The sequence below is a fragment of the Ramlibacter tataouinensis TTB310 genome, from assembly GCF_000215705.1.
GTDB classification, from domain to species: domain Bacteria; phylum Pseudomonadota; class Gammaproteobacteria; order Burkholderiales; family Burkholderiaceae_C; genus Ramlibacter; species Ramlibacter tataouinensis.
Genome location: NC_015677.1, coordinates 874,796 through 887,855, shown reverse-complemented (window position 1 = coordinate 887,855; position 13,060 = coordinate 874,796). Strand labels below are relative to the sequence as shown.

Annotated in this window: 11 protein-coding genes; 5 read left to right on the top strand and 6 right to left on the bottom strand. The window is 69.3% G+C overall.

The genetic code is table 11. The annotated features are described in order from the left end of the window. Positions 1–13 precede the first annotated feature (13 nt). On the bottom strand, positions 14–1,180 hold the full coding sequence (gene argE / locus RTA_RS04390) for an acetylornithine deacetylase (protein ID WP_041675044.1): 1,167 nt from the start codon (positions 1,178–1,180) through the stop codon (positions 14–16). 93 nt (positions 1,181–1,273) lie between these two features. Between argE and RTA_RS04385 the strand changes: the two genes are divergently transcribed. Both RTA_RS04385 and RTA_RS04380 read left to right on the top strand, forming a co-directional pair. Beyond that, positions 1,274–2,470, top strand: coding sequence for a M20 aminoacylase family protein (locus RTA_RS04385; protein WP_013900170.1), 1,197 nt, complete (start codon positions 1,274–1,276; stop codon positions 2,468–2,470). Next, entirely contained in the window at positions 2,467–3,579 is a 1,113-nt protein-coding gene (locus RTA_RS04380; protein WP_041675043.1) for a M14 family metallopeptidase, read from the top strand. Before RTA_RS04385 ends, RTA_RS04380 begins: the two co-directional genes overlap by 4 nt. Here the strand turns inward: RTA_RS04380 and RTA_RS04375 are convergent, their stop codons facing one another. Beyond that, positions 3,580–4,347, bottom strand: coding sequence for a type III pantothenate kinase (locus tag RTA_RS04375; protein WP_041675042.1), 768 nt, complete (start codon positions 4,345–4,347; stop codon positions 3,580–3,582). It abuts the gene before it with no gap. 57 nt (positions 4,348–4,404) lie between these two features. Continuing rightward, entirely contained in the window at positions 4,405–5,073 is a 669-nt protein-coding gene (locus RTA_RS04370; protein WP_041675041.1) for a helix-turn-helix transcriptional regulator, read from the bottom strand. Between the two features lie 31 nt (positions 5,074–5,104). Here RTA_RS04370 and RTA_RS04365 point away from each other — a divergent pair, with 31 nt between their 5' ends. Both RTA_RS04365 and RTA_RS04360 read left to right on the top strand, forming a co-directional pair. Continuing rightward, positions 5,105–6,451: a sensor histidine kinase gene (locus tag RTA_RS04365; RefSeq protein WP_013900166.1), complete on the top strand. Its 1,347-nt coding sequence runs from the start codon at positions 5,105–5,107 to the stop codon at positions 6,449–6,451. A 39-nt stretch (positions 6,452–6,490) separates the two neighbouring features. After that, complete coding sequence (locus RTA_RS04360; protein ID WP_041675040.1) at positions 6,491–7,471, top strand: response regulator; 981 nt, start codon at positions 6,491–6,493, stop codon at positions 7,469–7,471. A 6-nt stretch (positions 7,472–7,477) separates the two neighbouring features. On the opposite strand, the gene cqsA is transcribed toward RTA_RS04360, so the two are convergent. The 3 genes from cqsA to RTA_RS04345 form a co-directional block, all read right to left on the bottom strand. Then, on the bottom strand, positions 7,478–8,734 hold the full coding sequence (gene cqsA, locus RTA_RS04355) for an alpha-hydroxyketone-type quorum-sensing autoinducer synthase (protein ID WP_013900164.1): 1,257 nt from the start codon (positions 8,732–8,734) through the stop codon (positions 7,478–7,480). Positions 8,735–8,865: 131 nt separating this feature from the next. After that, positions 8,866–11,646, bottom strand: a complete 2,781-nt coding sequence (gene secA / locus RTA_RS04350; RefSeq protein WP_013900163.1) for a preprotein translocase subunit SecA — start codon at positions 11,644–11,646, stop codon at positions 8,866–8,868. Between the two features lie 128 nt (positions 11,647–11,774). After that, positions 11,775–12,728 carry a M23 family metallopeptidase gene (locus RTA_RS04345; RefSeq protein ID WP_013900162.1) on the bottom strand — a complete coding sequence of 318 codons (954 nt, stop codon included), beginning with the start codon at positions 12,726–12,728 and terminating at the stop codon, positions 11,775–11,777. A 21-nt stretch (positions 12,729–12,749) separates the two neighbouring features. Here RTA_RS04345 and RTA_RS04340 point away from each other — a divergent pair, with 21 nt between their 5' ends. Further along, positions 12,750–13,058 carry a hypothetical protein gene (locus RTA_RS04340; protein ID WP_013900161.1) on the top strand — a complete coding sequence of 103 codons (309 nt, stop codon included), beginning with the start codon at positions 12,750–12,752 and terminating at the stop codon, positions 13,056–13,058. Positions 13,059–13,060: the final 2 nt, after the last annotated feature.

The following is a 13,060-nucleotide window of genomic DNA, read 5'->3' as shown; positions in this document are numbered from 1 at the left end:
CGGGGCCGGGCGCTCAGGCCAGCTCGCGCGTGCCGGCCAGGCCACGCAGGAAGGCCTCGCAGCGAGCCAACTGCTCGAGGCTGACGTACTCATCGGGCTGGTGCGCCTGCTCGATGCTGCCGGGCCCGCACACCACGGTGGGAATGCCGGCGTTCTTGAACAGGCCGGCCTCGGTGCCGAAGGCCACCAGCGTGGTGCGCCGCTCGCCCGACAGGCGCTGGGCCAGCCGCGTCACCGGGTCTTCGGCCGAGCCCAGGAAGCTGGGGATCTCGCAGATGGTCTCGAAGCGGAAACCCGCGTCGGGCGCCACCTGCTTCATCGCCGGCTCGAGCGAGCGGGCATGGGCCACCACCTGCGCCTGCATGGCGTACGCGTCCGCGGTGGGCAGGTCGCGGAACTCGTAGCGGAACTCTGCGTCGCGCGGCACCACGTTGTCGGCGATGCCGCCGTGGAACTGGCCCACGCTGGCGGTGGAGAACGGCACGTCGAAGCCCGCGTAGCGCGGTTCCTCGCGCTCGAAGCCCTCGGCCATGTCGCGCAGCTTGCCCACCAGGCGCGCAGCCATCTCGATCGCGTTGACCGAGCGCGGCGTGAGGGAGGAATGCGCCTCCTTGCCGCGCACGCAGCACTTGTAGCGGTAGACGCCCTTGTGCGCGATCGCCGGCACCATGCTGGTGGGCTCGCCGACGATGCAGGCCAGCGGCCGGATGCCGGCGTCGCGCAGATCGGCGATGAGCTCGCGCACGCCGAAGCAGCCCACCTCCTCGTCGTAGCTGAAGGCGAAATGCACCGCGAACGGCGCCTGGCTGTCCAGGAAGGTCTGGGCATGCGCCACCGCCAGCGCGATGAAGCTCTTCATGTCGGCCGAGCCGCGGCCGTACAGTCGGCCGTCCCTGACGTTGCCGGCCAGCGGCGAATCGCTCCAGGCCTGGCCGTCCCAGGGGACGGTGTCGGTGTGGCCCGAGAGGATGACGCCGGCCGGCTTGCCCTCGCCCAGCGTGGCGAACAGGTTGGCCTTGGTCTTGTCGGCGTTGAAGGTCAGGCGCGCGCGCACGCCCAGCCGTTGCAGTTCGTCGCGCACGAAATGGATGAGCGCGAGGTTGGAACGGGCACTCACGGTGTCCATGCGAACCAAGGTTTGCGCGAGCTCGAGGGCGCGGGCGGAGAGGTCGGCGGGCATGGCGCATTCTGGCGGATTTACCCGATGGCAGCGCCCCGGGGGCAGGGCTAGACTGGCAGGCCCAGCCAGACCACGCAGTTTCCCCCTCCCACCATGAACGTCCTCGACTCCATCGTCACCCAGGCGGCAAGCATCACCGCCATCCGCCGCGACCTGCATGCCCATCCCGAACTGTGCTTCGAGGAGGTGCGCACCGCCGACCTGGTGGCCGCCAAGCTCACCGAATGGGGCATTCCCGTCCACCGCGGCATGGGCACCACCGGCGTGGTGGGCATCGTCAAGAACGGCACCAGCAGCCGCGCACTGGGGCTGCGCGCCGACATGGATGCGCTGCCCATGCAGGAGTTCAACACCTTCGCCCATGCCAGCAAGCACCCCGGCAGGATGCACGCCTGCGGCCACGACGGCCACACGGCCATGCTGCTGGCGGCGGCCCAGCACTTCGCCAGGCACCGCAACTTCGACGGCACGGTCTACCTGATCTTCCAGCCGGCCGAAGAAGGCGGGGGCGGCGCGCGCGAGATGATCAGGGACGGCCTGTTCGAGCGCTTCCCGATGGAGGCGGTGTTCGGCATGCACAACTGGGCGTCGCCGCGCGTGGGCACCTTCTTCGTCAGCCCCGGGCCGGTGATGGCTTCGACCAGCGAATTCAAGGTCACCATCCGCGGCAAGGGCAGCCATGCCGCCCTGCCCCACACCGGCATCGACCCGGTGCCCGTCGCCTGCCAGATGGTGCAGGCGTTCCAGACCATCATCAGCCGCAACAAGAAGCCGGTGGACGCGGGCGTGATCTCGGTCACCATGATCCACGCCGGCGAGGCCACCAATGTCGTGCCCGACAGCTGCGAGCTGCAGGGCACGGTGCGCACCTTCACCACCGAGGTGCTGGACCTGATCGAAAAGCGCATGCGGCAGGTGGCCGAGCACGTGTGCGCCGCGCACGACGCGACCTGCGAGTTCGAGTTCGTGCGCAACTACCCGCCCACCGTGAATAGCGCGGCAGAGGCCGAGTTCGCCCGCCAGGTGATGGCGTCCATCGTCGGCGAGTCCAACGTGCAGGCGCAGGAGCCCACCATGGGCGCCGAGGATTTCGCCTACATGCTGCAGGCCAAGCCCGGCGCGTACTGCTTCATCGGCAACGGCGATGGCAGCCACCGCGAGATCGGCCATGGCGCGGGGCCCTGCGTGATCCACAACCCCAGCTACGACTTCAACGACGAGCTGATCCCGCTGGGTGCCACCTACTGGGTGCGGCTGGCCGAGGCTTGGCTGGCCCGCGAACGCGCATGACCGGCACGACCGGCGAGGGGCCGCGCGACGCCTTCTCGTCCAGCTATGCGCAGGCACGGCAGAAGTTCCTGCAGGCCGCAGCCGCCGCGGAGCTGGCGGTGGAATCCAAGCGCCACCCGCTCCCGGGCCGGGACGGCGAGGACCTGGCGATGGACGTGGCGCGCCAGGGCCATCCCAACGCAGGCGCCCTGCTGGTCCTGACCAGCGCCTGCCACGGCGCGGAGGGCTACTGCGGCTCCGGCGTGCAGGTGGCCGCGCTGCGCGACCGCGAGTGGCGCGAGTACGCCGCCGCCCGCGGCGTGGCCGTGCTGTACGTGCACGCGCTCAACCCGCACGGCTTCTCGCATGCGCGGCGCGTCACGCACGAGAACGTGGACCTGAACCGCAATTTCCACGACTTCAGCCAACCCCTGCCGGCGAACGAGCCCTACCGCGAGGTGCAGCCGTTGCTGCTGTCGGCGTCCTGGCCGCCCCCGCCGGAGAACGAGGCGGCGGTCGCGGCGTTCATCGCGCAGCGCGGCGAGGCCGCCTGGCAGGCCGCCATCACCCGCGGCCAGCACGAGTTTCCCGAGGGGCTGTTCTACGGCGGCCGCGCGCCGACCTGGAGCAACAGCACTTGGCGCGAGGTGCTGCGCGTGCACGGCCACCGCGCCGCCCGCGTCGCCTGGATCGACATCCACACCGGACTGGGCCCGAGCGGGGTGGGCGAGCGCATCTATGCCGGCCGCGACGATCCGGCCTCGGTGGACCGGGCGCGCCGCTGGTGGGACGGCGGCGGACGCACGCCGGTGACGTCCTTCTACGACGGCTCCTCGACCTCGGCCTACCTCACGGGCCTGATGTTCAACTCGGTCTACGAGGAATGCCCGCAGGCCGAGTACACCGGCATCGCCATGGAATACGGCACGGTGCCGGTGGTGGACGTGATGAACGCCCTGCGCGCCGACCACTGGCTGGCCCTGCATCCCGAGGCGCCCGCCGAGCTGGCGCACCGCATCAAGCAGCAGGTGATGCGGGCCTTCTACACCGACACCGACGAGTGGAAGGAACAGATCGTGCGCCAGGCGCGCGAGGCCCTGTTCCAGGCGGTGGACGGGCTGAGCAGCTGATCAGGCGGCCGCGCGGTGGCGGGCGATCTCCAGCAGGCCGTCGAAGATCAGGCTGTCCACCAGCTCGAACGGCACCGACATGGCCGGCGCCATCTTCCAGCCCGCCCCGCCGGTCATGATGCAGGCCGGCTCCGCGCCGCAACGCCGGCGCACGTGCTGCACCATGCGTTCGACCGCGCCGGCGATGGCGTAGGTGCCGCCGCTGGTGAGCGCGTCGCTGGTGTTGGTGGGGAATTCGCGCACCTCGCCGGTGGGCACGTGCAGGCCGGCGGTGCCGGACTCCAGCGCGCGCAGCATGATGCCGTGGCCCGGCAGGATCAGCCCGCCCAGGAAGTGCCCGTGGGCGTCGATCGCCTCCACGGTCACCGCGGTGCCGACCATCACCACCACCAGCGGCCGCGCCGGGCCGCGTGCGCGCAGGCGGTGCCACGCGCCGATCATGGCCACCCAGCGGTCCGCGCCCAGGCGCGTGGGATGGTCGTAGCCGTTGACCAGCCCGGCCTCGGCGCTGCTGGCATGCACCCATTGCGGCGCCACGTCCCACAGCTCCTCCATCTGGGTCTCGACCCGGCGCTTGACCGCGTCCGCCGCGACCGCGCAGCCCAGCATGCGGGTGGGCGGCGGCAGCCCGGCCCAGTCGCCGTCGGCCAGCCGGTCGATGTTTTCCAGGAATTCCGCGCCATGCCCGTGCAGGGCGGCGCCCGGCACAGCCTGCGCGTACAGCGCCCATTTCAGGCGCGTGTTGCCGACGTCGATGGCCAGGAACATGGAGAAGCAGCGGTGGAGAGGTGGACGCAATATACCGCCGGCCGCGCCGGCCGGGGCTCAGAGCGCGCCGAGCCAGCAGGCGCGCTGGATGGCGGCCAGCTTGTTGTCCACCTTGAGCTTGCCCATGGCGTTGGCCAGGTGGTAGTTGATCGTGCGTTCGGTGCAGTTCAGCCGCACGGCGCTCTCGCGGGCGGTCAGGCCGCTGAAGGCCAGCGCCAGGCATTCGCGCTCGCGCGGGCTGAGGGCCGAACGCTCCTGCGCGATGCTGCGCTTGACCACCGGCCAGATGTTGAGCGCCGACCACACCAGCAAGGCCGCTTCGGTGCGATCGTGCAGCTCGCGCGGGCTGAACATGAAGCACTCGAAGGCGCGGCCCGCCGGCAGGGGGAACTCGACCCGCACCACGGTCTGCAGGCCATGCGCCAGGGCCAGCGTGCGCCAGCGGCTGGCGCTGAGGTGCTCGGACTTGGCGATGTGCTGCCAGGCGACCAGGGGCGCATCGGAGTCGCGCCACGGCGCGCCGAAGTCGCGGCTCTCGGCCAGGGCCACCGCGGCATCGGCGATCAGGGGCGGGTGCGCCGCCACCACCTGCCGGTCCTCGGTGGTGCCGAACGGGTCGGGCCCCAGCACCGCCACGGCTTCCACCGAAAACTCGCGCAGCGCGCTGACCCAATCGCTGAGGATGCCGTCCAGGCTCACGCTGTCAAAGTTAACAGGCAGCTGCATCGACGTGATTCGAAAGAAGCGGGACAATAGCATGCCCGCTCCTTCGCGGGCCTCGCCCTCCGTGACCAAATTCCGCGCCCACTCCGACGCTTTCTCCGTCGAGCCTTCGATCCGGGCCCAGGCGGGGCGCTGGCTGAAGGAAGAAGTCGTCAAGGCGCCCTGGGTGCCCGTGCTCCATCCATCGCCGCTGCGGATGAAGGGCCTGGGCGTATTCACCCTGCTGGGCCATCCGCTTTTCTGGTGGCTGTGGGGGCGCGCGCTGCCGCAGCCCTACGAGAACCTGGCGCTGCGGCTGCTGACCGCCGCCCTGGGCCTGCTGCTGATGAGCCCCAGGATCTTCAACGATCCGGCCAGCCGCCTGTCCGGACAGGTCTTCAGCGCCGTGATCTGGCTGGAACTGCCCTTTCTTTTCAGCTGGATGTACCTGTGCAACGGCGGCAACTCGGTCTGGCTGGCCAGCGTGGCAGCCATGATCCTGACCTACTACTTCGTCACCGACTGGCGCATCGCCACGCTGGGTCTGCTGCTGGCCGCCGTCGGCGCGCGAGCGCTGTTCGAGCTGGTCGGCCCGGCGGCGCCCCCGATCCCCACACCGGTGGCGCTGGCCAACACGGTGGTCATCGCCTTCTGCGTGAGCATGGGCATGCTGCTGGGGGTGTCTTCGGCCAACCTGCGCCGCGAGCACCTGGCCCACACCCTGGCCACCATGGGCATCATGGCCCACGAGCTGCGCACTCCCCTGGCCACCATGGCGCTGATCGGCGACGCGATGCGCGGGGCGGCCGACACCTGCCCGCCGACCAGCCGCGGCACGCTGGAGAAGCTGGCCGAGCGGCTGCACATGCTGGTGCGCAACATGAACCACCAGATCGACATGCAGATCGCCAACGCGCGGCTGCTGCGGCTTCCCGGCCACAAGGACGCCATCTCCGCCGCCGATCTGGTGCGCTCCACGGTGTTCAACTACCCTTTCCGCAGCAGCCGGGAACGCGAGAGCGTGCGGCTGCAGGTGCGCCGCGACTTCCAGTTCGCGGGGTCGGAGGCGCTGTTCGGCCAGGTGCTGGACAACCTGCTGAAGAATGCCCTGAGGTCCATGGCCGCCGCCGGCACCCTGTTGCAGCCCGGCGACGTGCAGATCGAGGTGGACGCCGCCGGCAAGCACGGCCGCATCCGCGTCGCCGACCGCGGCGTGGGCATCGACCCGCAGCTGCAGCCGCGCATCTTCGAGCCATTCTTCTCGACCAACCGCGGTACCGGCCACGGCCTGGGCCTGGCGTTCTCGCACCGCGTGGTGCAGCGCTCGGGCGGCCACATCCGGGTCGAGTCCGAGCCGGGCCGCGGCGCCACCTTCACGATTGAACTGCCGCTCCTGGCGTAGCAGAATCATGCCTTCGCCTATCGCGTGCCCGCCCTTCCAATGAGCTTTCCCCTGTTCCACCGCCCGGGCACCGTGGTGTTCCTCGACGACGACCCGGACTACCTCGAGATGCTGGCCGTCGTGCTGCCGCAGGACTGGCACGTCAAGCTGTTCCTGCGCCCCGCCCAGTGCATCAACTACCTGCTGCAGGAGCCGCCGTTCTGGGAGGCCGACGCCTGGAACCAGCAGCAGCTGGTCGACCAGTGGCGCGAGGGCAAGCCCCTGATCCCGCAGATCCTCGGTTACTGGGCCCGGTACACCGAGCGCTACGCCATGACACGCGTCTTCGTGGTGGACTATTCCATGCCCGCCATGAACGGCCTGCAGGCGCTGGCCGAGCTGGTGGAGTGGCCGGGCTCGCGGGTGCTGCTCACCGGCCAGGCCGACGAGCAGATCGCCGTGCAGGCCTTCAACCGCGGCCTGATCGACCAGTTCATCGCCAAGCAGGCACCCGACATCTCGCGCCGTCTGGTCAGCGCCGTGAGCCACCTGATGAGCACGCCGAATGCCCGGCATGCCCAGACCTGGCGCGCCACCCTGCGCCCGCAGCACAGCACGCTGCTTCGCCTGCCCTCGGTGGCGCGCGAGCTGGCCGCTTTCGCCTCCAAGCAGTGGTCGGAGTACGTGGTGATCGGTGACCCGTTCGGGGTGCTGGGCATGGATGCCCAGGGCGCGGTCAGCTGGCTCCAGCTGGAGACGCCGCAGGGCTTGAACGCCCTGGCCGAACTGGCGGAGGTGGAAGGCATCGCCGGCGCCGGGCTGGAGCAGATCCGCAGCGGGCGGCAGCTGGCCGATATCGAGCTGCGGCAGGCCCTGGGGCGCGCCCAGCCCGTGCAGCTGATGCCCGCCTTCGCGATGGGCCAGAACGGGGAATTGCTGGCCGCGCTGTTCCCCGTGCCAGCCGACGAGCACAACCGCGCCCGCATCCAGGGGTATGGGGAATGGCTGCGACGGCAGGAGCAAAGGAAGGTGGAGGGCTGAGGCGGTTCAGGCGGCCTGGCGGCAGGCCGCGGCGCGATGGCGGCGCGCGATGGGCCAGTCCCAGGGCTTGAGCAGCGGCGCGATCTCCCGGGCGGCCTTCTCGACATGGGCCATTTCCGCCTCGGTCAGTGAGGCATTGAGCGTCAGGCGCACCATCGCCCGGTTCTTGCTGGTCGCCGGCGCGCAGAAAATGGAACCCACCACGTCGCGCTCTTCCAACGCGTCCCGCAGCACGATGGCAGCCTCCTCGGTGCCCGCTTCGAGCGCGATGATCTGCTCGGTGCCCTGGTGGATGGGAAACCCGGTCTCGGACAGGCTCCTGCGCAGCCGGGCCGTGTTGGCATGCAGCCGCTGCCGCGCGTCGTCGCTGCGGCGGATCACCTCCAGCGTCGCCGCCAGGCCGGCGACCTCGTGCGGCAGCAGCGAGGAACTGAAGATGTTGGGGAAGCTCGAGATCAGCGTGTAGTAGCGCATGCTCGCCGGGGCCGTGAAGAAGCCGGCACGCCCGGCGAAGGCCTTGGCCAAGCTGGCGGTGATGAAGTGCACGCGGTCCGTCAGCCCGAGCTGGGCGCACAGGCCGGCGCCTGCGGGTCCATGGGTGCCCAGCGAGTGCGACTCGTCCACCACGATGGCACTGCCGGTGGCTTCCACCACTTCCAGGATCTGCGCCAGTGGGCAGAGCGCCCCGGTGGTGCTGTAGACCGAGTCGACCACGATCACGCCAGGCCCCTGGGACTGCACCAGTCGCCGCAGATGCTCCGGGTCGTTGTGCCGGAACGCGTGGGCGGGCGCGCGCGCCGCGCGGGCGCCCTCCCACAGCGACATGTGCGCCAGGCTGTCCAGGTACACCGGCGTCTGGGGATCGGCGATGATCTGCAGCAGGCCCAGGTTGGCCGCATAGCCCGACTGGCAGAGGAAGCCATCCTCCATGCCGACCCACTGCGCGAGCGAGCGCTCCAGGGCGTGCGCCGGATGGCCTTCCAGCAGGAACACCCCTGACTGCACCACCGATTCCGTGTCGCATCGCAGCGCGGCGATCTGCGCCTGCACGATGTCGGGGTGGCCTGTCATGCTCAGGTAGTCGTTGCCGTCCAGCCGCACGGCGGCGGCGCCCGCCGGCCGGCCGTGCAGGACGAACCGGCCGCCCCATTGCTCCTTCCAGCGGGCGTCGAATTCACGGGCGATGCGCTGGCGCAGCGCCGACGGCAGCCGCGAGTCGGCGGAGGGGGCAGCGGGGGCAACGGATTGGATGGCGGCTTCCATGGGCATACCTGTCAAGAAAAGGTATGCCGATTGAAGAGGCAATCAGCCTTCCCTGCCCAGCCCCCCCTGTCAGAGTTGACAGGGGGGTCCCTTGCTTCGTGCCGCCGTTGGGCGCTGCATGCGCCCGCGCTTCAGGCCAGCTTGCCGTGGCAGTGCTTGTACTTCTTCCCGCTGCCGCAGGGGCAGGGATCGTTGCGGCCCACGCGCGGCAGGCTGGCCGCGGCGGCGGCCGGGCGGGCGCGGGCCGTGCTTTCGTCCACCAGGGTTTCCACCTCGCCCGTGACGGTGGGCGCCGTGTAGGTGACGTTGGCGATGCGCTCGGCACGGTCCTCCATGTCCTCGGCGGCCTGCTCCAGCTGCTCGCCGGACTGCACCTTGACCGTCATCAAGACCTTGGTGACCTCGTTCTTCACCGAGTCGAGCAGCTGGCCGAACAGCTCGAAGGCCTCGCGCTTGTACTCCTGCTTGGGCTGCTTCTGCGCGTAGCCGCGCAGGTGGATGCCCTGGCGCAGGTAGTCCAGCGCGGACAGGTGCTCGCGCCAGTGCGTGTCTATGCTCTGCAGCAGCACCACCCGCTCGAACTGGGTGAAGTTGTCGGCGCCGATCTGCTGCACCTTGGCCTCGAACGCCTGGTTGGCGGCAACGAGCACCTTCTCCAGGATGTCCTCATCCGTGATGGCCGTGGAGGACTCCACCAGCTGCTGCAGCCCCAGCTGGATGCCCCATTCCTCGGCCAGCACCTTGTCCAGGCCGGCGACGTCCCACTGCTCTTCCATGGACTCCACCGGCACGTACTGGCGCACCAGGTCGGTGAAGCAGCCCTCGCGCAGGGCGGCGATCTGGGCCGACAGGTCGGCCGAGTCCATGATGTCGTTGCGCTGCTGGTAGATCACCTTGCGCTGGTCGTTCGACACGTCGTCGTATTCCAGCAGCTGCTTGCGGATGTCGAAGTTGCGCGCCTCGACCTTGCGCTGGGCGCTCTCGATGCTGCGGGTGACGATGCCGGCTTCGATGGCCTCGCCGTCCGGCATCTTCAGCCGGTCCATGATGGCCTTGACGCGGTCGCCGGCGAAGATGCGCATCAGCGGATCGTCCAGGCTCAGGTAGAAGCGCGAGGAGCCCGGGTCGCCCTGGCGGCCGGAGCGGCCGCGCAGCTGGTTGTCGATGCGGCGCGACTCGTGCCGCTCGGTGGCGATGATGCGCAGTCCACCCTGCTGGACCACGAATTCATGGTCCTTCTGCCACTGCGCGCGCAGCTCGGCGATGCGCGCCTGCCTGGCCGCCGCGTCCAGCGACTCGTCCGCCTCCACGGCCTCCACCGCTTTTTCGACGTTGCCGCCCAGCACGATGTCGGTGCCGCGGCCCGCCATGTTGGTGGCGATGGTGATCATTTTGGGCCGGCCGGCCTGGGCCACGATGTCGGCTTCGCGCGCGTGCTGCTTGGCGTTGAGCACCTGGTGCGGCAGGCCCTCCTTGTTCAGCAGCTGGTCGATGATCTCGGAATTCTCGATCGAGGTGGTGCCCACCAGCACCGGCTGGCCGCGCTCGTGGCACTCGCGGATGTCCTTGATCGCCGCCTCGTACTTCTCGCGCGTGGTCTTGTAGACGCGGTCGAGCTGGTCTTCGCGGCGGCTCGGCCGGTTGGGCGGGACGACCACGGTCTCCAGGCCGTAGATCTCCTGGAATTCGTAGGCCTCGGTGTCGGCGGTGCCGGTCATGCCGGCCAGCTTGGCGTACAGGCGGAAGTAGTTCTGGAAGGTGATGGAGGCCAGGGTCTGGTTCTCGGCCTGGATCGGCACGCCCTCCTTGGCCTCCACCGCCTGGTGCAGGCCCTCGCTCCAGCGGCGGCCGGCCATCAGGCGCCCGGTGAACTCGTCGACGATCACCACCTCGGGCGTTCCGTCCTCGCCGCGCTGCACCACGTAGTGCTGGTCGCGGTGGTACAGGTGGTTGGCCCGCAGCGCCGCGTACAGGTGGTGCATCAGCGCGATGTTGGCGGGGTCGTACAGCGTGGCGCCCTCGGGAATCAGCCCCAGGTTGAACAGGATGCGCTCGGCATGCTCGTGCCCTTGCTCGGTGAGGAACACCTGGCGGGTCTTCTCGTCCAGGGTGAAGTCGCCCGGCTTGACGATGCCTTCGCCGGTGCGCGGGTCGGCTTCGCCCTCCTGCCGCGTGAGCATGGGCACGACGCGGTTCATGGCGATGTACAGGTCGGTGTGGTCCTCGGCCTGGCCGCTGATGATCAGCGGCGTGCGCGCCTCGTCGATCAGGATGGAGTCCACCTCGTCGACGATGGCGTAGTGCAGCCCGCGCTGGACCCGGTCGGCCGGCTCGTACACCATGTTGTCGCGCAGGTAGTCGAAGCCGAACTCGTTGTTGGTGCCGTAGGTGATGTCGGACCGGTAGGCCGCCTGCTTCAGCTCGCGCGGCATCTGCGGCAGGTTGACGCCCACGCTCAGCCCGAGGAAGTTGTACAGCTTGCCCATCCACTGGGCGTCGCGGTTGGCCAGGTAGTCGTTGACGGTGACCACGTGCACGCCCTTGCCGGCCAGCGCATTGAGGTACACCGCCAGCGTGGCCGTCAGGGTCTTGCCCTCGCCGGTGCGCATCTCGGCCACCTTGCCGTGATGCAGCGCCATGCCGCCCAGCATCTGCACGTCGAAGTGGCGCATCTTCATCACGCGCTTGGAGCCTTCGCGCACCACGGCGAAAGCCTCGGGCAGCAGGGCCTCCAGCGCTTCACCTTGCGCGACGCGCTCCTTGAACTGCCCGGTCTTGGCGCGCAGCGCCGCGTCGTCCAGCTTCTCGAGCTCGGGCTCCAGGGCATTGATGCGCTCGACGGTGCGCCGGTACTGCTTGAGCAAACGGTCGTTGCGGGAACCGAAGATCTGGGTGAGGAAGTTCTTGGCCATTGAAAGTACCAAGGCTTGCGATGCTGCCCTGCGGGCCGAGGCCCGCAGGGCAGCGCAATCCTTGTGATGGGGAAATTAAGGCCGCCGCGCGGCAAGGCAATAGCCCGCCGGCGGCAGAGCCTGCGATTTTACCTGCGCAAAGGCGCAGGCAGGCCCTGGGCCAGGGCTTGCGGGCCCTGCCGCCCTGCCGCCAGGAACTTCTTCGGATCTTGCGGCACGCCCTGGACCAGCACCTCGAAGTGCAGGTGCGGGCCGGTCGAGCGGCCGGTGTTGCCGACCTCGGCGATCTTCTGGCCGCGTTTGACCAGGTCGCCTTTCTTGACGTCCAGCTTGGACGCATGCGCGTAGCGAGTCACCAGTCCGTTGCCATGGTCGACCTCGACCATGTTGCCGTAGGCCGGGTGGTGTTCCTGGGTGACGACCACGCCACCGGAAGCCGCCAGGATGGGCGTACCGGTATCGGCCTGGAAATCGATGCCGGTGTGCAGGGCCGAGCGGCCGGTGAAGGGATCGATGCGCCAGCCGAAGGCGGAACTCGCGTGGCCGTCGTGGATGGGCCGCTGGCTGGGCGCCATCATTTTCTTGATCCTCTGGTCCAGCAGGCGCGATTCCATGACGGTCAGCAGGTCGGTGCGGCTTTCGGCCAGACGGTCGAGCTCGGACAACGTGGCCTGCAGTTCCTGGGCGCTCAGCGGCCGGCCCGATACCAGTGCCCCGCCCCGGCCCGGGCCGCTGCGCAGCTCGGCCGGATTGACGCCCGCCAGACCGGACACCCGCTCGCCCAAAGCGTCCAGCTGCATCAGCTTGGCCTGCATCTCGCCCAACTGGCGCGCCATCGCGTCCAGGTTCTCGCGTACGAAGCGGTCGCGCTGTGCAACCTCGTCCTTCACGATCCACCGCACCAGGGTGCCGACCACCGGCCAGCCCTCGCGTGCGCCCTTGAGAAAAACCCAGTGGTACAGGCCGGCGGCGGCCAGCATGAGCGCGACGGATACCGTCAACCCGGCCAAGACCAGTCGCGTGCCGCTCAGGTGAACGGCCCGGCTCTTGGTTCCCCACCCATCCGTGATAATGAAATGCATCCCAACCTCCTGCCTGCGCCCATGAACCGCCGCCCGCACCCGGTCACACTGCAGCAAGCCGCCGAGGACTCGCCCACGTTGGCGAGACTGGCGGAGCTCGCGCGCGACTCCAGCGAGCGACTCAAGGCGATTGAACTCCTCATTCCCCAGACGCTGCGGTCCGCTGTGAAGGCAGGCCCGATCGAGGGAACGACCTGGTGCCTTCTGGTGAACGGCAGTGCTGCGGCGGCAAAACTGCGGCAGGTGGTCCCTGCTCTTCAAGCTCAGCTGTGCAACCGTGGATGGCAGATTACATCCATCCGCATCAAGTTACAAAGCGCGCAAACGTAACA